This window comes from Tunturiibacter psychrotolerans, assembly GCF_051013365.1.
GTDB lineage: Bacteria > Acidobacteriota > Terriglobia > Terriglobales > Acidobacteriaceae > Edaphobacter > Edaphobacter psychrotolerans_A.
On the sequence record NZ_CP132941.1, the window covers coordinates 4,906,334 to 4,930,868 of the forward strand.

20 protein-coding genes and 2 pseudogenes are annotated in these 24,535 nt (G+C 54.5%); 10 read left to right on the forward strand and 12 right to left on the reverse strand.

What is annotated here, in order from left to right:
* Nucleotides 1-71: 71 nt before the first annotated feature.
* From RBB76_RS20830 to RBB76_RS20850, 5 genes are all read left to right on the forward strand, one after another.
* Complete coding sequence (locus tag RBB76_RS20830) at nucleotides 72-1,697, forward strand: alpha/beta fold hydrolase (RefSeq protein WP_429629611.1); 1,626 nt, start codon at nucleotides 72-74, stop codon at nucleotides 1,695-1,697.
* Nucleotides 1,694-2,203: a hypothetical protein gene (locus tag RBB76_RS20835; RefSeq protein ID WP_429629612.1), complete on the forward strand. Its 510-nt coding sequence runs from the start codon at nucleotides 1,694-1,696 to the stop codon at nucleotides 2,201-2,203. Before RBB76_RS20830 ends, RBB76_RS20835 begins: the two co-directional genes overlap by 4 nt.
* A gap of 48 nt (nucleotides 2,204-2,251) precedes the next feature.
* Nucleotides 2,252-2,887: a sigma-70 family RNA polymerase sigma factor gene (locus RBB76_RS20840; RefSeq protein ID WP_429629613.1), complete on the forward strand. Its 636-nt coding sequence runs from the start codon at nucleotides 2,252-2,254 to the stop codon at nucleotides 2,885-2,887.
* Between the two features lie 969 nt (nucleotides 2,888-3,856).
* Nucleotides 3,857-6,613, forward strand: a complete 2,757-nt coding sequence (locus RBB76_RS20845) for a discoidin domain-containing protein (RefSeq protein ID WP_429629614.1) — start codon at nucleotides 3,857-3,859, stop codon at nucleotides 6,611-6,613.
* Between the two features lie 1,041 nt (nucleotides 6,614-7,654).
* A complete protein-coding gene (locus RBB76_RS20850; protein ID WP_429629615.1) occupies nucleotides 7,655-8,437 on the forward strand; it encodes a hypothetical protein in 783 nt (260 codons plus the stop codon).
* Nucleotides 8,438-8,571: 134 nt separating this feature from the next.
* Here the strand turns inward: RBB76_RS20850 and RBB76_RS20855 are convergent, their stop codons facing one another.
* Nucleotides 8,572-9,039, reverse strand: a complete 468-nt coding sequence (locus RBB76_RS20855; RefSeq protein WP_429629616.1) for a methyltransferase domain-containing protein — start codon at nucleotides 9,037-9,039, stop codon at nucleotides 8,572-8,574.
* 73 nt (nucleotides 9,040-9,112) lie between these two features.
* Between RBB76_RS20855 and RBB76_RS20860 the strand changes: the two genes are divergently transcribed.
* The 4 genes and pseudogenes from RBB76_RS20860 to RBB76_RS20875 all read left to right on the forward strand — a co-directional run bounded on the left by RBB76_RS20860 (nucleotide 9,113) and on the right by RBB76_RS20875 (nucleotide 11,167).
* A complete protein-coding gene (locus RBB76_RS20860; RefSeq protein WP_429629617.1) occupies nucleotides 9,113-9,532 on the forward strand; it encodes an ArsR/SmtB family transcription factor in 420 nt (139 codons plus the stop codon).
* 2 nt (nucleotides 9,533-9,534) lie between these two features.
* Entirely contained in the window at nucleotides 9,535-10,446 is a 912-nt protein-coding gene (gene arsB, locus RBB76_RS20865) for an ACR3 family arsenite efflux transporter (protein WP_429629618.1), read from the forward strand.
* Nucleotides 10,447-10,717: 271 nt separating this feature from the next.
* Nucleotides 10,718-10,891: pseudogene (locus RBB76_RS20870) on the forward strand (DUF1738 domain-containing protein); the annotation flags it as partial.
* A 4-nt stretch (nucleotides 10,892-10,895) separates the two neighbouring features.
* Nucleotides 10,896-11,167 (forward strand): annotated as a pseudogene (locus tag RBB76_RS20875) (DUF6908 domain-containing protein).
* Nucleotides 11,168-11,311: 144 nt separating this feature from the next.
* On the opposite strand, the gene RBB76_RS20880 reads toward RBB76_RS20875, so the two are convergent.
* The 9 genes from RBB76_RS20880 to RBB76_RS20920 form a co-directional block, all read right to left on the reverse strand.
* Entirely contained in the window at nucleotides 11,312-12,010 is a 699-nt protein-coding gene (locus tag RBB76_RS20880; protein WP_429629661.1) for an alpha/beta hydrolase, read from the reverse strand.
* 61 nt (nucleotides 12,011-12,071) lie between these two features.
* Nucleotides 12,072-12,920, reverse strand: a complete 849-nt coding sequence (locus RBB76_RS20885) for an alpha/beta fold hydrolase (protein ID WP_429629619.1) — start codon at nucleotides 12,918-12,920, stop codon at nucleotides 12,072-12,074.
* A 237-nt stretch (nucleotides 12,921-13,157) separates the two neighbouring features.
* Nucleotides 13,158-14,072 carry a haloalkane dehalogenase gene (locus RBB76_RS20890; protein ID WP_429629620.1) on the reverse strand — a complete coding sequence of 305 codons (915 nt, stop codon included), beginning with the start codon at nucleotides 14,070-14,072 and terminating at the stop codon, nucleotides 13,158-13,160.
* Between the two features lie 175 nt (nucleotides 14,073-14,247).
* On the reverse strand, nucleotides 14,248-14,841 hold the full coding sequence (locus RBB76_RS20895; protein ID WP_429629621.1) for a DUF417 family protein: 594 nt from the start codon (nucleotides 14,839-14,841) through the stop codon (nucleotides 14,248-14,250).
* Between the two features lie 25 nt (nucleotides 14,842-14,866).
* On the reverse strand, nucleotides 14,867-15,640 hold the full coding sequence (locus RBB76_RS20900) for an SDR family oxidoreductase (protein ID WP_429629622.1): 774 nt from the start codon (nucleotides 15,638-15,640) through the stop codon (nucleotides 14,867-14,869).
* A 361-nt stretch (nucleotides 15,641-16,001) separates the two neighbouring features.
* Entirely contained in the window at nucleotides 16,002-16,382 is a 381-nt protein-coding gene (locus tag RBB76_RS20905; RefSeq protein WP_429629623.1) for a TQO small subunit DoxD, read from the reverse strand.
* Between the two features lie 81 nt (nucleotides 16,383-16,463).
* Complete coding sequence (locus RBB76_RS20910) at nucleotides 16,464-17,093, reverse strand: response regulator (protein ID WP_429629624.1); 630 nt, start codon at nucleotides 17,091-17,093, stop codon at nucleotides 16,464-16,466.
* Nucleotides 17,094-17,114: 21 nt separating this feature from the next.
* Nucleotides 17,115-18,521 (reverse strand): sensor histidine kinase, encoded by a 1,407-nt coding sequence (locus RBB76_RS20915; protein WP_429629625.1) that lies wholly within the window; start codon nucleotides 18,519-18,521, stop codon nucleotides 17,115-17,117.
* Nucleotides 18,522-18,535: 14 nt separating this feature from the next.
* Nucleotides 18,536-19,942 carry an extracellular solute-binding protein gene (locus tag RBB76_RS20920; RefSeq protein WP_433963459.1) on the reverse strand — a complete coding sequence of 469 codons (1,407 nt, stop codon included), beginning with the start codon at nucleotides 19,940-19,942 and terminating at the stop codon, nucleotides 18,536-18,538.
* Nucleotides 19,943-20,380: 438 nt separating this feature from the next.
* Between RBB76_RS20920 and RBB76_RS20925 the strand changes: the two genes are divergently transcribed.
* Nucleotides 20,381-22,123: an FAD-dependent oxidoreductase gene (locus tag RBB76_RS20925; protein WP_429629627.1), complete on the forward strand. Its 1,743-nt coding sequence runs from the start codon at nucleotides 20,381-20,383 to the stop codon at nucleotides 22,121-22,123.
* Nucleotides 22,124-23,462: 1,339 nt separating this feature from the next.
* Here RBB76_RS20925 and RBB76_RS20930 read toward each other — a convergent pair.
* A complete protein-coding gene (locus tag RBB76_RS20930; RefSeq protein ID WP_429629628.1) occupies nucleotides 23,463-23,834 on the reverse strand; it encodes a hypothetical protein in 372 nt (123 codons plus the stop codon).
* 371 nt (nucleotides 23,835-24,205) lie between these two features.
* Entirely contained in the window at nucleotides 24,206-24,352 is a 147-nt protein-coding gene (locus tag RBB76_RS20935) for an NAD(P)H-binding protein (protein WP_429629630.1), read from the reverse strand.
* Between the last annotated feature and the right edge of the window lie 183 nt (nucleotides 24,353-24,535).

Sequence of the window (24,535 nt, forward strand, 5' to 3'; positions counted from 1 at the left end):
CAGGAGCGCCGGTCTTTCAGTTGCCCAACAGCGGTTCACCACGGACGTGCCAGATCGACGAAAGGCTAGTTATGAAAAATATTCCTTCAAATGCAACGATCGTTCTGGTGCATGCCGCATGGGCGGATGCATCCTCGTGGTCTGCCGTAATTGGCCCGCTCCTCAAGGCGGGCGTGAAGGTGATCGCTGCCCAGATTCCAATGACTTCGCTGTCCGATGATGTTGCTGCTTTGAAAGTGGCTTTGGAAAGAGCGGGCGCGGGGCCAATTCTTCTTGTGTCTCACTCTTACTCCGGGGCTGTGATCACCGCCCTCGAAAGTGACGATCGTGTCCGAGGTCTGGCCTATGTGGCAGCTATGCCGCCGGCCGAAGGTGAAACGGTGGGCGACCTTTTCTTCCGGGAGCCTCCGCATGAAAAAGCTCCCCATCTGGAACCCGACAGTCATGGTCTCTTATGGATGTCGGAGGAAGGAATGAAAAATGCGGTCGCCCATCGAGCCACGGCGGAGCAAAACTCAATCGCGACAGCAGCGCAACGCCCGATAGCGATGAAGTGTCTTGGCGAAGCGATACGGACTCCCTCATGGAGGACGAAACCTTCGTGGTATCTGCTGGCTGAAGAGGATCGCATGTTCAGCCCGAAGACACAACATTTTGTGGCCGAGCGCATGGGCGCAGAGGTCCGTTCGCACAATGTTGATCATGCCCCTCAAATTTCAGCGCCGGCCACCGTCGTTGAGTTCTTGCTGGAAGCGGCCGATGCGCTGCTAACAGTAGATCTTCTCGCTGCAAACCATCAGATTGACAACAAGGAGCACGACATGACGACGTACCAGCATGCCACCATCCAGGGCCACAAGATCTTCTACCGCGAGGCCGGCTCGACCACGAATCCAACGATCGTTCTGCTTCATGGCTTTCCGTCGTCGTCGCACATGTTCCGGGAACTGATCCCGCTGCTCGCCAGCCACTTTCACGTTGTCGCGCCGGACTACCTCGGTTTCGGCTACAGCGATGCTCCCGCCGCGACCGACTTTCAATACACCTTCGACAACATTACCGCGCAGATTGAAGAGTTGCTCTTCACAACACTGGGCTTGAAGAAGTTCAGCATCTATGTGCAGGATTACGGCGCGCCCGTAGGTTTTCGCATTGCCTCGCGTCATCCGGAAGCGATCGAAGGCATCGTCGTGCAGAACGGCAACGCTTACGTGGAAGGCATCAGCGCAGCCTTCGAGCCGCTACAGCCTTTTTGGGCGACTCGTAACGAGGAGACGGAGAAGGCGCCGCGCTCGCTACTGACCAAGCAAACGACGATCTTCCAGTACACACACGGTGCAAAAAACGTGGCGGCGGTGAGCCCGGACAGCTACACCTTCGACCAGGCGCTGCTGGACCGACCCGGCAATGATGCCATTCAACTCGAGCTCTTACACAACTACCCCTCGAACGTGGCGCTCTACGACGCGTGGCACGAATACTTCCGCAAGCACCAGCCGCGCACGCTCATCGTGTGGGGGCAGAACGATCCCTTCTTCATCGTGCCGGGAGCGCAGGCGTTCCTGCGCGACCTACCCAAAGCGGAACTGCACCTGATCGACGGTGGCCACTTTCTGCTGGAAGAGCACAACGAGCTCGTCGCAGGCAAGATCATCGGCTTTCTAGGAAGAGGGCAGAAGACGGATGCGGGCAAATGACCACGACTGCCCAGAACGCGGCCCCTGGGAGGGGGCCGCAGTCGGCAGAGCGCACGTTGCCCGTCTCTCGCGCTATCCTCTACGCCACGGTGGTGGTCGGAGTGCTCGATGCAGCCGATGGCGTCGTCTTCCGCGGCCTGCAAGGTCAAAATCCGATTCAGGTGCTGCAGTACATCGCGAGCAGCCTGCTGGGCGCACGTTCCTTCTCGGGCGGACTTGCAACTGCTGGACTTGGCGTCCTCTTGCATTTCGCCGTAGCGCTGGTAGTCGCAGCGATCTATATCCTTGTTAGCCGACGCGTCGCTGTGTTGCGTATGCAGTGGGTGCTCATGGGACTGCTGTATGGCGTTGCCGTGTGGGCGGTGATGAACCTGTTGTTGTTGCCGCTGACCGCGGTTGCTCTCAGCCCAATCACGACTGCGGCGTTGGTCAACGGCATCATCGGCCACGCTCTGTTCGTCGGCCTGCCCAGCACGTTCTTCGCGAAGAACGTTGCGGAGGCATGAACGGCAGGACACACTATGGCTGGACGCATGAATGCAACGGAGCCCTCTATGGCGGCGGAGATTGCAAACAGAGACGAGGCACGGATGATTGCATCCATTCTGGACGGAGATGTGCAGCTGTATCACCAACTAATCCGCCCGTATGAACGGAGTGTTTATGTCATGTCTCTGTGCTACATGAAGAACGAGGCAGACGCGGAGGATGTCGCACAGGAGGCGTTCTTAAAAGCCTACTGTCACCTCGCGAGTTTCCGTGGCGAGGCCAAGTTCAGCACATGGCTGGTGGGCATCGCACTGAACGAGGCTCGAGGACGCCTGCGACGCGATGGAGCCGTGCGAATGGAATCGATCGATCAAACGTCTGAAGAAGGCGGTCACGTTTTACCAGCTATTCTTCACGACTGGCGTGAGATTCCTTCCGAGACCTTAGAACGTAAAGAGGTTCAGCAGATGCTGCAGGCGGCAATTGCAGGTTTGCCGAACATTTACCGCGAGGTATTCCTGTTACGCGATGTGGATGAATTGAGCATCATCGAAACAGCGGAGGCTCTTACAACCAGCATCTCAAATGTGAAAATGCGACTGCATCGGGCGCGTACTATGCTGCAAAAGACGTTGGCGCCGCGGCTGAAGCACATGAACCAAAGAGTAGCTGACTTCCATGGTCCTAGAATCGACAGGTAGAAGACGAGATGCGCTCGGCAATTTAGATTCAACGTACAGTACCGTCATTTGACGGCCAATGAATGCGCCTTCGAACTGCCTCGGCTTCAGCGAGCGTTTGCATCCAAGGTGTACCGGAAGTCGATCCCTGATCGCAAGCAAAGCATGCAAAGCTTCTTCGGCATCGTTATTAGCCTCAACCCCTATCAACGACAAGTGCGAGCACCTCAGTCACTGGCATTCGCGCTTGCTGCAAAACACCAATAATCTGTGCTCCACACTTTTGACGGCCTCGCCCATCCAGACCTCTTCCCGCAAATTAGCCCGATTGGCCGACATACCAAACCATTCGCCTATTATTCGCACGTGCGGAGCCGCGGTCAACCGGGGAAGTCTGCACGTTTGAGAGATAAGAAAGTAGCGTACAGAATTCTTCTAACCGATCGTCACGAGTTTGCTCGAATGTAAATACGTATCGCCTGTGGTCTAGAGAGATCGAACATCTTCCACCGAGATTCTGGCAGAGGTCGCCACGCTGATTAGCAGATCCCGCTTGGATGGCACCTAAATATCCACCTAGGGCCTGTTGCGGCGCGAGTATTTCAGGGCGTTATCGAACCCGCGACCTTTGCCTTAAGGCAGAGGTCTGGACAGAGGTTTGGTGGACAGAGGACGTGGGTGCGATAAGGGTGCAATAAAGGGTGCCAAGGGGGCTCAGGGCTCCAAAAATGGCCATCCGGGACTTCTGATTTCAATAAGTTACGATCTTCTTCCTTGCTGTCACGGCAGAGGTCTCATGCGGAAAGACAGGGTGATTTGTGTTCGAGGGTGCTGATGAGGGTGCTGAGATTGTGCAGTGGTCTCAGACCACGCTTGGTAAACCAAGGCCGCCCTTCATCCGACATCAGTCAATTCACTGGCTACGGACAAAATGAGCCTTGCGTGATATACACTTCGCTTCGGGACCAGCGCCCATAAGAGGTCCGGTGGATGGCACTCACGTCTAAAGATGGGTTTTGGCTAGGCAGGAATTATGTGCTTTGCCCGCTGCTTGGAGCATCATTAGTGGCGTCATTTTCAACTCTGCGGGGCAGGGCTCAGGATGCTGCGGCAGGATCGCCGCAAACGGACACTGCCTGGTCGCTCTCGACCACCCGCTTTGACAACAGCTTTGAAAGAGAACCGTACGTCGGCAACGGCTATATCGGTCTTCGCGTACCGGCTGCTGGCATGGGCTATCTCGGAGATCTCGGCAAGGTCGGTTGGCCGATCGGTACTGAACGCATCGCGTCAGCAATTGCGGCGGGCGTCTATGCGAAGGTCGCCGACGGCACCTTTTATCACGACGAGAAACAGGTGATCGCTCTGATCCCGAACTGGTCGACTCTGACCTTCGGCGACGCATCGGGCAGCTATTCGCCGGCTACAGCATCGTCGAGTAGTGTCAGCGGGTACCGGCAGGAGCTCGACCTGCGCACCGGCATAGTCAGCACCACTGGTATCTGGACCTCGCCGGGCGGAAACAAGACGCGCTTCCTTTATCGTGTGGGCACCGACCGCGCGCGTAGCCACGTTGCGGTGGTGACGCTCGAGCTGACACCGATGTGGACGGGGAAGGCTATGGTCACCAGCGCTCTCGATTGGGCCGGGGCGCGCCGTCTCGACCTGGTTGCCATTGGAGTCGATCTTCCGAAGCAGACAATCTACGTCAACTCCAAAACGAAGGCAACAAATATTGTGGTCGCGGAGTCGGCGGCACTGCGAAGCTCGTGTGAGTCAAAGCCATCTGAGGAGAAGCCGCAGATAGGAAAGGCAGCGGAGCAGGTGACCTTTGAGGCGCAGGTGGGAAAGACCTGCTCGTTCGTAAAGTATGTGGCAGTTGTTACGGGCCGGGACTCGTCGAAGCCGGAATCAGATGCCCGTACGGAATCCCAGGAGGCTGCTCGTCGCGGCCTCGACGCATTTCAGCAGGAGAATCGCGCTGCGTGGGACGAGGTGTGGAAAGCCGATATCGTGGTCGATGAAGACCCGGCGCTGCAAGAGGCGATCCATGCTAACGAGTATCAGCTCTACGCTAGTATGTCTTCTGAGAGTCCGGCGAGTATCGGCCCATCGGGGTTGTCGAGCGATGGCTATGCGGGCATGGTCTTTTGGGACGCGGATACCTGGATGTTTCCCGCACTGCTCGCCCAGCATCCCGACATAGCCCGCGTGATGGTGGACTACCGTTCGACTACACTGCCTGCGGCGCGAAAAAATGCCGCCAACAATGGATACGCAGGTGCGATGTATCCGTGGACCAGCGCGATCTCCGGGGACATGGGTGACGAATGCTACGGTGCGGTCACTAACGCGAAGGGAAAAGTGATTGCCGATCCGAACAAGAGCTGTACGCAACAGCTTCACCTGCAATCTGACGTGGCGCTAGCGCAATGGGAGTATTACAAGGCCACTGGCGACAAGCAGTGGCTAGCGCAAAAAGGATGGCCGGTGCTTGAGGCGGTTGCTGAGTTCTGGGCATCGAAGGCGACTCCGTCAGCCGGCGGATACGCGATCAACCAGCTACAGACGCCCGATGAATACGCCACGGACACCGACAACGATGCTTATACCAACGCCGCCGCCTCACTCGAACTCGAGGCGACGATTGAAGCCGCGAGAATCCTTGGCAAGACCGTGCCGAAATCCTGGTCGACGATAGGCGCAGGTCTCATCAAGACGATGCCGGTCGATGCCGCACTCAATATTTATCTTGAGCATCAAGGCTATGTCGCGCAGCAGATTAAACAGGCCGATGTGGTCATGCTGACCTACCCTTTGGATTTTTCCATGCCCAAACTCATGGGCGTAAACGATCTCAACTTCTACACGCCGCGCACTGATGTCAATGGGCCGGCGATGACTGACGCCATTCACTCAATCGCGGCGGCAGCGATCGATGCCCCCGGCTGCTCAGCATACACTTACCTGCTTCGCAGCTATCAGCCATTTCTGCGCGAACCATATCTCCAGTTCTCTGAATTTGGACCAGTAAAGCTGACCGCAACTGCCTACGATTTTCTTACCGGAGTTGGCGGCTTCATGCAGGAGTTCCTCTATGGCTTTTCCGGTTTTCGTCCTCAGGTGGATGCGGTGCGGCTCGATCCGAGCCTACCGCCTCAGCTTGCCGGAATCACCCTGAGTAACCTGGAATGGCAGGGCCGCACTTTCACCATGCACATTGGACCGCGGGAATCCAGCATCACGCTGAATTCCGGCGCGGCAATGCCGCTCATTACGCCACGTGGGGCGAAGACTGCGCGGCTCGGCACTCCACTTGTCATCCCAACGCGACGCCCTGATCTCCAGCCTACGGAAGACCTTGTCCGCTGCGGGCAGATCTCGGTTACATCATCGGTTCCGGGATCGCCGGCTGTCGCCGCCGTCGACGGAAGTCCCGCGACGGTATGGACTGCCGCAGAGCCCGCAGCGAAACTCACCGTCGCTCTGGCAGCTCCGGCGACGTTGGGAACGATCAAAGTGCTTCGTGGAAACCGGGATCCTTTTCCATACGCGGTCGAAGCATCTTCCAACGGCGTTGATTGGAAGGCAATTGCCAATGCGCCGGCAAATTCCCCTACGGGAGTCGATGAATTCAACTCTCCGCCGGTCGAGGCGAAATTTGTGCGCCTCGTCTTTCCTGGTGCTGGCGATGCGAAGCCCGGCAGCATCGCTGAGCTGACGGTGATGGCCGCGAAGACCCACTGAGTTGCCGTCTTCGGGCGAATCTGCAGAGGATACCGGCAAGAGATGCTGGTTGTCTTGGGCATTAGCCCCAGGTTCTTTGCTTGGGGTAAGTGCTTAATTTGGGCACCTTCTGCCCTCTTGAGGCCGAGCTAATTGTTGCGAGGCGTCTCACCTATTGGCTTGCCTCAATCCACATAACCGTGCGCATCCTCCTGATCGTGCTCGCCGGGATAGTCGCTGCTCAAAACAATCTCAGTGGAAGTCCACTTCACAGTTGGGTCAAATGGTTCCCGTCATGTCGCTCGCGGTCGCAATCGTAACGTCGCTAGATACATGGCTGAAGCCCGGCGCCGTGTGGAAGTCGGAAACCGTATACACAATTAAGATGGCGGCCCTCCGAGACAATCACGAGCCGTCGACCCAAATGATCAGCAAGGAATCGAGAAGCTTCATCGGCAGTTCCGCGATTTGGAGGAGGATCACTATTCCGGTCGTATAGGCAGACTTTAGCGACTGACTTCAATGTGATAAAGGACGTTGTCAAGGGAATGCTGAGAGCTAAGCGGAAAGCAGAAAAACGGCTCGGGAGGAAGAACCTTGGCGCGTGGATTTTGGGTGGGGTAAGCTGAGCGGCAAGCTCTCCGCCTTCCAAAATGTCCAATACGGAGCGTTTGGTCCGTGTGAATCGATCGATCCCCAACTTTTTGTTTTCCCGGTATCGCTTTCACGGTCGCGATGCTACTTGGGAACGCTAAAGATGGCTAGGCGTCTATTGGCCATATTGATAGTGTCTATCAGCGTACCGACGAAGACTCGCCTGCGGCCTTTGATGATTGCAAGTCTCCATCCTTGTCCCTTAGTCATCCGTTCACCTTTTTTTGCCTTTTCGCCTTTGATCGTAATTTCGCTGGGCATCTGATAATCCTCCGCTAGAAGTATTGGGTTGAAGAGAAACCTGTGCTGAGGGGAGGTGTGAATTATCTCACGCGGTAGAATCGCAGGAAAATCAGTGCAATCATCATAGACGCGCCGACATGCGAGAATCGTAACCGCGAGGACGATATGGCAATTGACGACCGCATTGCAAAGATTCAGGAGATTATCGGTCCCACTGATGAAGATGCACCAATGCAATCCTTCACTCTCGTAGACTTGGGCGGAGGACTGATGACCGTTGGCGCAATCTTCAGTCCTCTAATAGCGGTCTATTCAGCGGCCAAGAATGTACTCGATATGCGAGAGCGCAATCAACGAGTGAAGGCGGCCTTACGAGCCATCTGCGATGAGCTTTATTCAATACGGGAATCCTTGCCTGCGAATGCAGAAGAAGCGCTGAAAGGGAAGTGGTTCAGACGTGCTGCTGCGATCGTGATTGAAGAGGCCGCCCGCGCAGAGGATGAGGACAGGGCCGTTCTATTAGCTCTTGTCGCTGTACACGGGTGCTTCCCTCAAGATGAGAACAAACACTGCCAAGAAGACTTAGCGAATTACATACGAGACCTCGCAGAGCTTGGCCTAGACGACATTCAAATGCTCAAGCTCTTGGAGGAGACATACAAAGAAGCGACCCGCGTCGCACCGAACCTGAATATGAACGATATGTTCGCCCCGCATTACGAAGAGTTCAAACTCGCTGCGACCAGACTAGGCATTCACACTAACGATTGGATTGCACTAGGATCGCGTCTCACGGGCTATGGGCTGGCCTTTGAAACACAACGTAACAACATGCGTCAGTCTCCTACGGACACATTCTTCCGGCCAACGCGGAGGGGTCTATATCTTCTATCGCTGCTTAGACAAGCAGAAGAAAGAATGATTGTACGCGCCAACCCATCTGCATAGCGTCCTTCAGACGCACGGAATCGGCGCGTCCTCGCTAAGTAGTGCGATCCATCCTCGATTGATTCATCTGTTTCAGCTTCTCCACCGCAGTCAGAGTGTCATCAACCTCGTATTCAAAGTTCAACTCCGTGATCTTAACGAGCTTGGAGCCTGTCACGTCCGCAATACTTGGGTCGAAGAAGACGACGTTGCTCCCCGAGGGATTGAGTGCGCTGGGATACCGGATGCCGTTCCAAGAAGAACTCGACATTCTGGTAACCGCCATTTCGTGCGTTTGTTCGGGCACGTTCGATCATCTCTGGCGTCATGTCGATGCCGATGGCTTTTCCGGTGGGGCCGACCAAAGGCGACGCCAGAAAGACATCCATGTCACCGCCCGATCCTAGATCGACGACAACCTCGCCTGGACGGATGGACGCAATGGCAGTTGGGTTGCCGCATGAAAGCCCCATATTGGCTTCGGCAGGAATAGAGGTCAGTTCCTCCGGGCTGTAGCCAAAGGCTTCGGCAACCGCCTTTACACCTGCATCGTTGCTAGAAAGTGTGCTCTCCGCAACAGCCCCATACTTCGATCTCAACGATTCAAGCAACTGCTCTGTCATAAGCCTCCAACATATCTGTCAAACGGAATATATTTCCTCTGGACACATCTGTCAATGCGAATATAATTAAGGCATGGCAACGAGACAGAAGGCTTTTGATATTGAGCGGTTCTTTCAGGCGCTTGGAGACAATACTCGTCTTCGGCTCCTGAACTTGATGGGCGATCAGGAAATCTGTGTCTGCTACTTCGTAGAGATCCTGAATCAGCCCCAGCCTAAGATCTCCAGGCATCTGGCATATCTAAGGAACGCTGGGATTGTGACGACCCGGCGCGATGGCAAGTGGATGCACTACCGCATCGTGATGCCGCCGAACGAGGGTGCGGCGCGGGTTCTGCAAGAGATTCTTCAATGGTTCAGGGAAGAGAAGAGCATGCAGGCGGACCGGGCAAAGCTAACCAAGGCCTGCTGCACACCGGAGAAGTTCGTGACCTTACTGGGAGCCCCGCTGCCAGCGTCCGCTGAACCGTCTACCGTTTTCGCTTCGAGGTGAATATGTCCAGCGTCCCCTACACGCAAGGCCAGGTATGCGCGCCAATGCTTCGCAAGAAGCTGTCCTTTCTGGACCGCTTTCTCACCCTATGGATCTTTCTCGCGATGGCGATTGGTGTAGGGTTCGGGCATTTCATACCAGGTTCAGCGGCCTTTGTGAACAGCTTCCAGTCGGGCACGACGAACATTCCCATCGCCATCGGCCTCATCATCATGATGTATCCGCCGTTGGCGAGGGTGCGCTACGAGAAGCTGGGTGAGGTCTTCCGCAATCGCCGTGTGCTCGGACTCTCGCTGCTCCAAAACTGGATTATCGGGCCGGCTTTGATGTTTCTACTTGCCATTACCTTCCTGCGTGGCTATCCCGCCTATATGCGTGGTTTGATCCTTATCGGAATTGCGCGCTGCATCGCGATGGTTCTGGTCTGGAATGAGCTTGCAGAAGGCGATACGGATTACGTTGCCGGGTTAGTCGCTCTGAATAGTGTGTTTCAAGTCGTCTTCTACAGTCTCTATGCCTGGGTCTTCATTACGATCTTGCCTACCTGGTTCGGACTGAAAGGTTCCGTCGTAAACATCGGCATAGGACCGATTGCCAAGAGCGTCTTCATATATCTGGGCATTCCATTTCTCGCCGGTATGCTGACCCGAGTCGTCCTCCTCCGTGTCAAGGGTGAGGAATGGTATCGGACGCAGTTCATTCCTCGTATCAGCCCGTTCACGCTGGTCGCGCTGCTCTTCACCATTCTTGTGATGTTCAGCCTCAAGGGCGATCTCATCGTGAAACTACCACTTGATGTGCTTCGCATCGCTGCGCCACTCATGATCTATTTCCTTGTCATGTTTTTGGTGAGCTTCTGGATGGGACGGAAGCTGGGCGCCGACTTGCTCTTCAAACGTGATCGGCGTTTTTAAAATGTAGTGATTGTAATATCGCAGATCTGTCCTGAATCATCCGTCGTCGCATGTCGAATCATGTTTTCACCAACCCTGAATAGGTCACTTCCTTAAGCGTTCACTGCACTCTCTTTCTCAGCATTTGGTCCCGCAAAATAGCGCCCACGCAACCAGAACGCCACATTCACCAGCCCGATCAAGGCTGGAACTTCTACCAGAGGACCAATGACGCCGACGAAGGCCTCCCCGGAGTTCAACCCAAAGCACAGACGGCAACGCTTTCCCCTCACTGCGGCAGGCAACAACTTCGAGCTGGCAATTGCAGTCTCTGTGGCCGTCCGTCAAGAGTCTCGTCGAGCAGCTTGAGGCCGGGCACTCGGACGCGCTCACCGCGTACCTCGACGCCATGAGCCGCTTTCAGAACTGCAGCTTCGGAAATATCTTGGAGATCGCACGTCATCGAAGCGATGGACGAGTCTGGACCGCTGGGACTTCCCGCCATCTCCGTAGCCCACTATGGCGAACAGAATGGCGACCTGACCCCGAGATGTGCTTCGAGCTCGGCCTTGCCCGAGGAGCGCACTTGGGCCCTTGGTGTTGGCGCAACGATTACATTGCCGTCGAGCAGTGGAGACGCAACATCGTCCGCGACAGATGGTGTATCTCTTCTAGTTGCACGAGCAGCACGTCCGCTTTGCAAAAACCTAGGATAACAACCTGCGCATGCAGGATTCTTTGAAGTCTCTGATCCGCACAAGCGCATGCGCGGATAGCCCCAAGTTTCCCGCCCACGGAGCGGAGGCGCTAGCTGCTTCGCGTCTGTCGGTCCCTAGAGCGAGAAGCCTCATCCGTCAAGGATGAGGCTTCTCTATTCTGTTATAGGTTAGCCTGCAAGAGTTGATGCGGCAGCTTCAAGGACGATATCAATTACGGGCTTCGGCATCGTCAGGGATGGGATGTGATCTGCCTTGGCAGTCCTGATCGTCGCTTTCATCCGTTCAGCCATGAATCGTTGTGTCTTCTCGAGAATCATGTGATCCTCTTCAGCTATTAGGAACCAGGTTGGCTTCTTTTTCCAAGCTGGCGCGGATGCCTTTTCCAGAATGCAGGCGACATTGATTGGACGTTGAATCGCCTCTAGCCTCACTTGTTCGTGTGCCGAGGCGTTTGGAGAGAACGCCTTGAGAATCGCCTCATGGGGCATCCAGACGTAACCATTTTCGTCAGGTGCCATTTTCGGTGCATCGGGGTGAGGAGCTTCCCGAGTGAACACCTCCACGGTTGATTCTCCTTCGTCAGGAGCCAGGGCCGTGATGTATACCAAACCCTTAACCTTATTGTCGTCTACGCCCGCGATCACCGCACCAGCATAAGCGTGCGCGACTAACAAGACCGGTCCATCAATTCGTCCGATGACTCTGCGAACTGTCGCGATGTCATCAGTCAGCGTTGTGAGCGGAATAGGGGCACAGATGACCTTCAGGCCAGCTTCTGCGACACCATTGATGACGGTACCCCAACTGGAGCCATCGGCCCAGGCTCCAGGAACAAGAACCACAGTTGCATTCGTTTGAAATCCCATAATCACTCCTTTTTATTCGGTTACGTGTAAATGAGGATGCCTCACCTACGAATCAAATGTCTCAGGCAAGAAATTGGTTCATCTTGACCACAATGAAATCGAGTTCTTCCTCCAGCGCGAAGTGGCCGGTGTCAAGCAAATGAAGCTGCGCTTTGGGGAGGTCCTTCAGATAGGCTTCTGCGCCTTCCACAGTGAAGAAGGGGTCATTCTTCCCCCAGACAATCAGCATGGGAGGCTGGCTATTCCGAAAGAATTCATGCCAGCCTTCGTACTTGGGTGGGTTGGATTGATAATCATGCAACAGGTTGAGTTGGATATCGTTATTGCCCGGCCGATCCAGCAGCGACTGATCGAAGGTGTAGGTATCCGGGGTGATTTTGCTTGGATCTTTTGCGCCACGCAAGTACTGGAATTTCGTCGTTTCTAGTGTCAGGAGACCGCGTACAGGCGCCTCTGTCTCCGCGTTCCTATTTGCCCAGAACGGCTTCATCGGATCGAAGGCCCCACCGATGCCAACGACATAAGCATTGCCGTTCTGAACGACGATCTTCTCGATTGCCTTTGGATTTGCCGCAGTGATTCGGTAGCCAATCGGAGCACCATAGTCCTGAACATAGATACTGAACTTCTCCAACCCGAGAGTATTAAAGAGGAACTCTTCCATGACACTGGCGAGGTGGTCAAAGGTGTACTCAAAGTCATCGACCGAAGGAGCGTCGCTGAAACCGAACCCCGGATAGTCCGGGGCAATCACGTGGTTTGTTTCTGCGAGAAGAGGAATCAAATTCCGGAACATGAACGAAGAGGTTGGAAATCCATGGAGAAGAACGATTGTGGGTGCGTCCTTTGCGCCGGCCTCCCTATAAAAGATCTTTACGTTGGCGACTTGAGCGTGGTGATACGTAATCATGCGACCTCCCTTTGACAGAAGCGACCCGTCAATCGCGATCAGGGTCGCCAATTGTTTAATAAAATTGATGTACCAATCGATGGCAAAAGCGGCCGCAAGAACCGGTGTTCAGGCGTGAAATATGTCAGCGTCCACAAGCACCAAACGTCGCGTAAATGCTGATAGAAATCGATCTGTACTTTGGAGGGAGCCACAGACGCAACACCTGAATGTTCTCTGAAGCGTGTGTACACTCGATTAGTCCAGTACCTCCATCCATTCTGCGATCGCCCGCCCGATCTCGTCCGGCGAGTCTTCTTGAACGAAATGTATTCCCTTCACCGTAACCTCGGTCTGTGCCGGCCACGAACGTGCGGTGGCGAGATTAGCCCCGCCGGCCAGCAGCGCTCCTGGATCAGCCTTCAAGAAAAGCTTTGGCACATCGCTCGTCGACAACCAGGCACCATAGGCGGACACGATTTCGGCTACATCCTTGGGATTGCCCTCAATAGGGATCTCTCGAGGAAACGTTAGCGTTGGCCGTCGCCCCTCGCCGGGCTCAGCGAAGGGCCGTCGATACTCCGTCATTTCCTCGTTGGAAAGGGTGCGAAGAATGGCCCCCGGGAGAATCTTTTCGATAAAGAAGTTATCTTGTATAACCATCGCCTCGCCGGCATCGGAACGAAGCGCCTCCAGGAAGGGGCGCATTTTCATGATGTCCCAATGGTCCCAGCCTTGCGGCCCGACGATCGCCTCCATGTATGCGATACCTCTTATGGCCTCTCGGTGGCGATTGGCCCAATCAAAGCCGAGTCCTGAGCCCCAGTCGTGCACGACAAGGGTGACTCGCTCGCGCACATCTAGAGCATCGAGCAGAGCATCGAGATATCGCCTCTGCTCGACGAAACGATACGATCCGGGGCCACTGTCGGGCAGCTTGTCTGAGTCACCCATGCCGATCAGGTCGGGAGCGATGCACCGTCCTATCGGTTCCAGGTAAGGTAATACGTTGCGCCAAAGATACGAAGACGTGGGATTACCGTGCAGGAACACAATCGGGTCGCCGTGTCCCGCTTCCACGTATGCCATCTCGCGCCCGAGGACTTTCAGCCGTTGTTTTTGATACTTGGTTTTAGCAGAGATGATGTTCACTTTTCCTTCTGTATCGACCACGTTGGTTCTCCTTTTTATCTGACTGCATTTCTAGATGGCGATTGTGCTCCGTCGAGAGACGCTAGCCTGAAGTGATGTCTATGGATTTGAGCCTTGTTGAGAAGGACCTCGCGAACAAGGCTTCCTCGACTTCCTGAACACTGAGCGGCCAACAGCTTCCGGCAAAGAAGACTCTCTACGAGGAACGAATCTGACTCTTCTCTAGTTGGCGTCCGTAAGTACTGCATTTGTATTCAGACCCGCTCGCTTTCTGGCCAAAATAGGTGACCAAGTAAAGGGAAGCCCCGAACGATATCACATCCTTAAAAAGGAACAGACCGAGAAAGCTCATATACTTCATACCGCGGATCCCGGGGACGGAAATAAGCGCACCGGGAGTAGTCATAACCATAGTGCTAGTTATGAAGAACATTAGTGATGCGATGAGGCCGCCTATGATGCCGGCTTTGGGTCTCAAATAACCGACGATAATCAACACGGCAGCGACGATCTCGGTAAGACCAATCAAATCCGAGCCGATATAAGGGCCGAATAGCTTAAAGTGCCAGCTGATCAAGGGACTGTTGGAGACCAGGGGGACTATTCCTTCGGCGCCGGGAGCCGTCATCTTATACGCTCCCGCCCAGAGGAGCATCGCCGCCATTCCTGTGCTGATGACTAAGAAAGGTGGATTCCTATCATTCGTAAAAACCGCAATTTTTGTTAGTCGATCGATGGCTGGCAGCTGTTCTTCCGCGCCAGCCTTTTGTCTTGCCATGACTTGACTCATAATTGCCTCTCATTTGGTTTCTTCACTAAATGCCTTTGGTTTCGCCGCCGTCCATCCGGACAGAAGCACCCGTCATCCACTTCGCCGAAGGTGACACGAGAAATGCCATCAAATCCGCGATCTCTTCTGGTTTGCCGAATCGAGCGATGCCCGCTTCCTCGGGGAATTTCTTCATGGCCTCGTCGATGGTAAGGTTGTGTGCCGGCGCCCACTTCTTGAAGAAGGACTCCCGGCGACCCGTCATGACAGCACCAGGAATCACGCTATTCACCTGTACGCCATCTTTGATACCTTGCTCTGCGAATGCCTTTGCTAGAGCGATGATCGCTGCATTGATCGTGGCGACCGCTGCGAAGGCAGGTTTGGGATCGAGGGCGGCGCTCCCTGAGATTAGAACGACCGACCCTGTCGAAGCCTTCAGCGCGTCCCAGGCGAGGATAGTCAAACGGCGAGCGCCGTGAAGCTTGAGCGCCATGCCGTCGTCCCACTGTGCATCCGTCATCTCGAACAGATCAGTTTGAGGAACTGCGCCGGCAATGTTGAGCAAGGCATCAATTCGGCCAAAGCGATCCAAAGTATTTTTGACCAGAACCTCAGCGGCCTGAGGTTTGCGCAGGTCAAGTTTGCAAACCAATGGTTCGGCACCTGCGGATTCGACGGCAGCGGCGGTCCTCTGCAGTTCTTCTTCATTTCTTGCGGTAAGCACGACCGCTGAGAAGTCGCGCGCCAATCGCAATGCCGTCGCGCGACCGATGCCCTGACTCGCGCCAGTCACTATAGCAACAGCGTTGCCTTTCATGGTTTCTCCTTGGTTGCGCGACGCGTGTCCAGGTCGCTGAAAGCGATGCTACCGGCGTGTTCTAGTGCGTTGCGCCACCCATCGGGTAGCTTCCAGACTTACGTCAACACCAACTTAGGTCCAGCGTCTTCCCCGTGCTGCAACGGTCATTGTCTTCAATGATCGTGCCCCCCTTTCAAAGCGATGTCCTTGCGTCGACTGAAGAGGGCATTTCGTTCTCATTCGTTTCCATATTGTGAGTGTGCAACCGCCTCTGGTCCGACACAACCACATATTGATACTTTTCGTGCCGCCATATTGATGTGAAAGGCCTCCCCCATTTAGGGGAGAGTGCCCAGCCCTTACAGGTGAATGAAAGCATCTACCGTTGTGGCATCTTGAAATGCTTACGGCCGAACAAGTGTGCATCAAGGGACCAGGCACCAGGTCCTATCATCGCCAATGTGACCCCGAATGCAGCCAACATAATCGAAATCCCGCTATCGCAGTCGGAGGAAAAAGCGATCCATACTTCTACTACTGCGATTATTGTTCCGCAGATAGGGGTCCATAAGCCAAGGAGCAGAAACATTCCTACGCCTACTTCGATCAGTTGCGGGTTGACCAAGCCAAACTGCATTACTTCGACAGGATGTTTGACCCCGGAACGAAACAGAAATGCCGCTATAACCGCACGCTGCAGAAGAAGACCCGTACCCGGCCAGTTGTCAGGAAATGCGGAGAAGAGACGTTGCAAGAGCACCCCTTTTCGGTTTGAGCTTAGGGAGTTCGCGACAATCCGAAAAGACCCAAAAGACCCTCTCCGCCTCCTTCTTTCGGGGGTCTACAGCTCAATGATTCCTCGTTTGAATCCGATCGTGACCGCATGAGCGCGGTCGTTCGCTTCGAGCTTCGAAAGTATATTTGCGACGTGGCTTTTCACACTTGCTTCACCGATTGATAACCGAACTGCTATCTGTTTGTTAGCGCTTCCACTGGCGATTAGTCGCAACACGTCGATTTCGCGTGGTGTGAGGCTATCCCGGGAATGATCCACAAATTCGATAGCGATTTCCTCAGGGATTCGCCGCTGCCCCGCATGAACAGCTCGGATGATCTCAAGGAGCTCGCGATGCACCTGTCTCTTCAGCAAATAAGCGCGCGCTCCTGCTTTGATGGCTCGTACCACTTGAACATCGCCGCTATAGGTGGTGAGAACGATGATCCGCGCATCTGGAAACTCTTTTTTTATTTCGCTGAGGGACTCAATACCGTTCAAGCCGGGCAACTGGATATCCATCAGAGTCACATCGGGCCGGTGGACTCGGAACTTCTCAACGGCTTCCTCACCACTTGAAGCTTCCGCGACCAACTTCATATCGTCTTCGGCATTAACAAGAGCGGCTATTCCTTTCCGAAGAAGAGGATGATCATCGACCGTAAGAATGCGAATTAGGCCAGGGTTAGTGGTCAAGATTTCTCTCCTATCGAATACTCAGAATCTGATGCGGCTCGGGATCTTTTCGTATGCTACGGAAGCGGTAAGGCTTAGCTGCACTTCAGTTCCCGCTCCCGCTTCGCTCCAAACATCCAGTTTGGCGCCTATCTGCTGCGCTCGCTCTCGAACGCCAGGCAGGCCCCAGTGTCCAGGTCGTCTGCCTTCCTTTAACAATTGCGGATCCATGCCTTTTCCATCGTCACGCACACGTAATCGAAGCTGGTCGTCATCGAAGAGGATCTCAGCCTCGATCCGTCTCGCTTGTGCATGCCGGAAAGCATTGCGCAGTATTTCGCGTGCCATTCGGTAGATTTCATCCCGGATAGCTGGAGTCAAGGATCGTTGTCGGCCCTCGACGGTAAGTGCGAAGGTCGGAAAATCGTAATCCCCGCCTCGTAAAGTCATCAAATTTTCCCCAGCTAGGCGGATCAGTTGTGTGAGATCATCCTCTGCCGTGGCAGTACTGCGCAAGTCTGAAATGGCATCCTGGCTCTCAATGATCGCCCCCTCAGTTCCCATGATTGCATTGTCGAGTGCGTTCAATGCTTCGTCGGGTCGCTTCTGGAACATATTGCGAACTGCCTGAAACTCAAACATCAATCCGTGCAGACTCTGAAGTAGACTATCGTGCAGTTCCCGCGCGATACGTGTGCGTTCGCTCACACGCTCTTCCAGACGAAGTTCAACAATGCGCTGTGTCATGGCCCAGCCAAAGAAAGCGGCGATGAAAAAGGTAGAGATCGCAGTTATTGGCACGATGAAAAGAATTCTCCGTTGCACACTCTCCATCTTTCGAGTGGCCCCGATAAGTTCGCCGCTGGATTGCTCCTGAAGGCGGGAGACCAATTCTGAAGTCTGAGTTTCAATTGGTTTTAGTTCGTTGTCCAACCGCCCCTGCACCGTCCCCCAGTCGCCCGACCGTGCTAATTCGGTAATGGCATCGAGTTGCGCAGGCAAAGCAACTTCGATCGTTTCCAGTGTTGGCAAGAAAGCTGGATCGGTCTGGGCTGTGGCTGGCTGGCTGGCTGCGGCTGTCCTTGTTTGCTGTACCTGTTCCTGAAAGACTTGGCGCAATGACGCGGATTCAGTTGTCAGATGCTGCGCATCGCCGGACCGAGCAAGGTCATCGAGTCGCTGGTGGAATGCAAGAAGGCCTACTTGAAGCTGCAGGACCGCAGTTAGTTGTTGATTTGCGATGGTGAGACGGTCTGTTTGAATGCGAGCAAGATGAAACTGCCAGATGACGAGGGCATTTCCAGCTAGAATCAGCGAGATTAGGAGGACGAACGCGAGCGTCAACCGAGGACCGATCTTGAAGTAATCTGATGATTTCACGCAAGCCCGCTTCCGTAGATAATTCTCCCCTGGCGACAATTCTTTCCGACAATAGTCCTTATCTGACAAGACAAAATGCTAATTTACTTCCGCGTCCTAGGCGGCCCAGGATGAAACCCCGTTATTTGACTCAATCGCTTTTCCAATTGAGCTGCCGCTTCAGGCGCTTCACTCTGACCAGTCAGGACTGAATGCACTGATTGAATGTAAGCTCCGGTCACGTCTTCATAGGCATGACCGGTAACGTTCGAAGGGCGGCTAACCAACTGACGACTTTGTTGATTTAGTTGAGGCAACGGGGCATACAGTTGCAATATCTGTGGCAGGTCATAGACTTGAGGTTTAGGGGCAGGCTCGGAGTTCGAGGGGTTCGATTTTGCTCGCATCTCTCTGGTTATGAGAAAACGGATGAGGGAGACCGCTTCCTGAGGATGAGCTGAGGATCGGGGGATAGCCAAACCGTATCCTCCCAAGGTACCGACCCGCCCTCCGCGGCCTCCAGGCATGCTCGCATAACCGGTCTTGTCCCGGACAGGCGATGTACGTGGATGAGCCACACGGTAATCCCAATCCCAACTGCGCATAAAAGCAGCGTTGCCTGCGTCCCAAACATTCAACGAATCAGTCTCCCGATAAGCCACAACCCCGGGGGGCGATATCCTGTTAACCCAGTGGGCGGCTCGCTGCCACGCCCGGATCACAGCGGGGTTGTTTACGCTAATCGTCTCATCATCTTCGATGATGCGGCCTCCTCCTTCGGCCACTTGCCATTCCAAGGCATTGCACATCAAGCCCTCTGTGGCCGCACCTTGCCAGATGTAGCCCCAAAAATTCTTTTTACCCTTGGCCCGCTCACCCGCCTGAATCCTCGCGGCCATGCTCTCCAGTTCATCCCATGTCAGCGGAGGATGACTGTACCCGTACTGCCGGAGTAGATCGCTTCGATACGCCAGAACGCCAAGGTGCGTGTGGTAGGGGACAGCGACCACCTTGCCATGCACGGTGTAGGCGGAGACCAATTCTGGGTCCTGCGACGAAAGTTCGGAGGCAAAATAGGGCCGCAGATCAAGCAAATCGTCTGCGAGAGTCCCCGGCCAGATAACGTCGATACCCAAGACGTCCGGACTGTGCGCACCCTCTTTTAATACCTTGCGCAGCAGGTTCAGTTGCGCCGGAGGATCGAGTGAAGAGAACAAGGTTTCAGGAACCGGAGGGTGCTGAATTGCAATTCCGCTTTGTCTAGCGAAGTCGAGGAATTCGACCTCCCTTCCGGGCAATTCGTCCGGCTGCAACCACCACGCACCGAGAAAGGTTACAGTCCGGGGTGCCGGCGTGGGTCGACGGCAACCAGAGACAATGCAAAAGAGCAGCACAATGACAAAGGGCAATGTACGCTGCGGATGATGCGTTGACCGGCGCATGGGCGCTGCCTGCGATCTGTTCTTCATCAGGCGGCTAGTCAAGGATTCTTTCCTGCGAACGGTTTGCATGCGTGTTGTGTCCTCGAGCCCTTAAGATTTTAGTGCCACCTGCGACCGCCCACTCATGGTCTTCGAAGGACAGAATGCATTCACCTGGGTGTGTCCGGAACTCCCGGAACGATTCGTTGCGAACTAAGAGCTCGTAGCCACGGGCCGTAGGCCCGGCTGAGTAGTGACACTTTGGTTGCAAGGTTTGGTAGCAATACCCTATCCTCTACAAAGTTCGAGGACCTTGGCCCGCTAAAACTTCCGCCCGACCTAAGCTTCTATCAAGTCTGCCATTTTCTGATCGCCGGTTTCGCTGAAGGATAGGGTCTGTCATCCATTGCGGAGGACTCCTATTGCCGTTGTCATCCTTCATAGTTCACCTGAAGTCGGAGACGACAGTCAACAGAGAAGCGACACTGACGATAAAATCATGGTGGCAGTCTCGGCAGCGATGTGATCATGACAACACCACAAGACCAACTCGGCCCCGACGATGCGGCGCACTCGAACGATTCCACCACTGTCAAGGCAATCACCGCTGATGTTCGACTTGACCTTGCGTTCCCGACGCTGTCTGAGGAAATGGTTCAGCGGCTGCAGAGCTATGGTCGCGAAGAGATCGTGCCAGAGTACACGACACTGTACACCTTGGGTGACAGGGACACTGACATGTTTGTCGTTCTCGACGGCGGAATTGAAATCCTGTTGCCATCGCTGAATGGCGTGCACAAAGCCTTTGCTCTTCATCGAAAAAACCACTTTAGCGGAGAATTTAGCCTTCTAAACTCCCAGAGAGCGGTGACTGAGGCGCGGACTACCGTCGAGAGCCGCCTGCTGCGGATTTCCCGTAAAGAGCTCAGACTACTGATGCGTGCCGAGGGTGATATTGCCAACATCATTGTGTCAGCGGCGATTTGGCGGCGCATTGGGATCAATGCAGAAGCATCGAGCGGCATCGTGCTCCGCGGCTGTGCAGGCGATGCGGATTTGATGCACCTTCAACGGTTCTTCGTTCGAAATTACTATCCACATAGGACCGAAGAGATTACCCATAACGACAGTTCTTTAAAGGGCCAAAGCGCATCGGCATTGCCGGCCGTAGTGCTGCCCGACGGACGAACACTTATTCGTCCGACCGTTATGGATCTTGCTGATGAGTTGGGGATTACGGAGATGCCGGACCCGAACACAACATACGATGTGGCTGTCGTTGGCGGCGGTCCCTCTGGCTTGGCAGCCGCGGTTTACGCGGCCTCCGAAGGACTATCGACAATTGTGATCGAGGGAACGGCACCCGGTGGCCAAGCTGGTACCAGTTCAAAGATTGAGAACTACCTCGGCTTCCCGACAGGAGTCTCAGGTGCCCAACTCGCAAGTCGCGGCCACTTGCAGGCCCTGAAATTTGGAGTTCATTTCGCTATTTCCAGAAACATCATCTCTGCGCAGCAAGTCGATGGAGTTCACAGGCTCACGCTAGCGGGAGGAGCGGCTGTCTGTTCGCGCTCCGTTGTGGTAGCAAGTGGAGCGCAATACCGGCGGCTAACGGTGAAGAACCACAGTGAATTCGAAAATCGGGGAGTGTATTACGCGGCGACAGCAATGGAATCTCTCCTCTGTCGCGAGCGAGAGATCATCGTCGTCGGGGGCGGAAATTCCGCTGGTCAAGCGGCCGTTTTTTTGGCCGGTTTCGCTAAACATGTTCATCACATCATCCGCGGCCCCTCACTTGAAAGCACAATGTCGCAATATCTGATCTCGCGTATCGACAGGTCTCCACACATCACGCTTTACACCGATTCGAAAATCGAAACTCTTAGCGGTAATTTGGCTCTCGAGTGCGTTACATGGACGAACCGCAAAACCGGCGAGACGATAACAAGGCCGGTCACAAGTGTCTTCGTCATGATTGGTGCCGAACCTAATTCCGGTTGGCTCTTTGGCACAGTGAAGCTGGACAAGAAAGGCTTCGTTCTTACAGGAAACGAAGTCGGCTTCGAGGGCACGCCTTATGCTACAAGCGTTCCGGGTCTGTATGCGGTGGGGGATGTACGAGCTAATTCCGTCAAGCGAGTCGCCTCCGCGGTAGGAGAAGGATCGGTGGTCATCTCAGATATACATCGATACCTCGCAGACCATCGCAACAGGTTTGCACTGCAGTCCGATTCCGCCCTTGAGGCCATAAGGACTGCGAATGCCCACTGACCTAATGAGAACTTCGAAAGACTTCAAACTGATGCTGCCAATTCATCTGTGCTTTTCATCATTTGCATTCGAAGCATATTGATAGCCATGACAAGTGCCGAAAATTTGCCGAGATAGCTGCAACGAGAAACTGCAGTTTCAGCATCCGAAGGAAAATGTCAGAGATAGATAAAATCAATGAATTGCCTGAGCCAGACGAGGTGTCTGGCGTCCACGATGACTCTTTGCAGTACGACGCCGGTTTCCAAGCAGGCAAAGCTGGTAAACCGAGTGATGGGAAAGCCGTGGACTGGCACCGGGGCCGGGCAGACGCCCAAGAATAATTTTCTGTGATCAGATTTCGGAGTTTAAGGCTTCCAATAGCCAGCCAAAAGCAGGTCAGACAGTCGGGGCTTCTCGTCGGCGATGTGGCTGACGACTGACCGACCGTTCAGGGGACGGCCTGGCGATCTTCGAAGTAATGGACATGAACCAGACGCCAGCTCCCGGCTTCTTTGCGGTAGACCTGGATTCCGACGCCGTGCGTTGTTATGCCTGATTTGTCTTTCCGCATTGTCGCGCGAAACTCTCAGTGGAATTCAGACCACGCCGCATCACCGTCGACGTGGATTGAAACACCATTTGTTTTGAGATCGCGAGCCAAAAACATGCCACCCATGACATTTTGGAACAATGCTCTTTGACAGCGTCGAAGCCATGCTCCTCGCCTAGTGGATAGATGAACGAAACCTCGGACGAGTGAGACCAAATCTGCGAGAGAAGTTTCAGGTCAATCGTATCGATCGCTTGGGCGTCCTGATTAATGAGTCTTTGGATAGCCCGAACATCAGCCACTGGGCCAGTGTCAGTTTGCGCGACAGCGCAAGCCGAGATAAAAGAAAGAATAGCGGCAACCAGAATGCCAATCGGCATCGGATACTCCGTGACTGTGTGAACAATATCCGGGGCTGCCGGGGTCAAAGATGATCAGGTGCAGATTAGGAAATTGGGCATGATGTTCATTCCGGCCTCGACCATCTGTCAAGCACCGGGTCGCCGAGATCCATGCCATCAGTGTGAAGCGGCTTTGAAAAGTTGAGGCCGCCGATGATCCTTCGGATGGGCCGACGACGAGTAGTCGCTGGCTTGGTCGATGAGGTCTGATGACCTCATCCACCTAATTTGCGTTCAGTTCGATGACTGCATTGGCGATTTAGCAGCACTTGAGATCTCTCCAGACGAGAACCGTTTCCATTAATGAGTCAGTCTGGCGTGCGGAGCGTTGATTATCAATTGTGTCGGCCACGGACCCCTCTCGCGCTGGTTAGCGGTTCGGGTCCGAGACTTTTGGGACGTCGCTTTAAGTTGCTTGGAGAAAGGCGGGAGCGAAGATCGCTGCGACGAAAGACTCAAGTGTCGTAGGTGTTGTATTGCTTTCCGAGCGTGCCTCCTGAGGCACCATCATTCCTGCATTCGCAGCATCCCACATTTCAAGAATGAGTTTTGTCGTCATTTCAGGTAACCCCATCCCCTTAAGGGCAGACTCAAGAATCGTCATCGGCAGCTGCACATATTCCAGGCCGGGCTTGCCGATGGAATTGCCGACTATAGAAGCCGCTTCTTTCATGGAGATGTCACGCTGTCCTTGTAACTCGTAGATCGAGATGCCGGAAAAATCGCGAGCAGCGAGGCGATTGGCGGCATATGCCCGATGTCCTGAGCTGCTATCCAAGGCATTCGTGCTTCGGCCTGCAAGCCTCCCGACAACGTTCCTGTCGAGCGCAGTTGGGGAATGCTCATGAGAAGGTTTCCATGAAATACGCAGCGCGAATGTGAAGAACGTTGAGCCCTGAGACTTGATTGAGTTTGTGTTCCTGGTTATGCAAACCGACAATGGGGCCCGTCCTTTTTGAATGCTGAGCGCCCACGCTGCTTAGATTCACGACGAAGGGGACATGAGCTTTTGAAATTGCCGCGGCATAGGAATCGGAGACTGATTCCTGATGAGCGCGCAAATCCGGTTGCGAGAGGTCCTCAGGCAGAACCAGGTAGACAGCAGATACATCAGCGAAGCCGACCGCCATGGAATCGACATCTGCGACATTAGCGACCAACGGCTCCGCCGAGATGCACGAGCAGTGCCAGCTTGTCCCCATCCCGCCCAACCGCGCGAACTTGCTCGCCTTTCGCCAACAGCAGTTCGGTGACTCGCCGTCCTGTGCGTCCCGTTGCGCCCGTCACGACAATCATTTCGGCTTCCTCCGTCGATTACACTTTGAAGTTCGCCAGTGAAAAGCACGGTCGAAGCATGGCGGCTGCTGTCGTTCTTGAAATTATCACGGTGTGCGGCAACTAGGAAAACCAGAGGCAATCAGCATAATGCTTATCGGCGCCTCTTCGGAAGTACTTGCCGAATGTCGGCTTCATAACGCA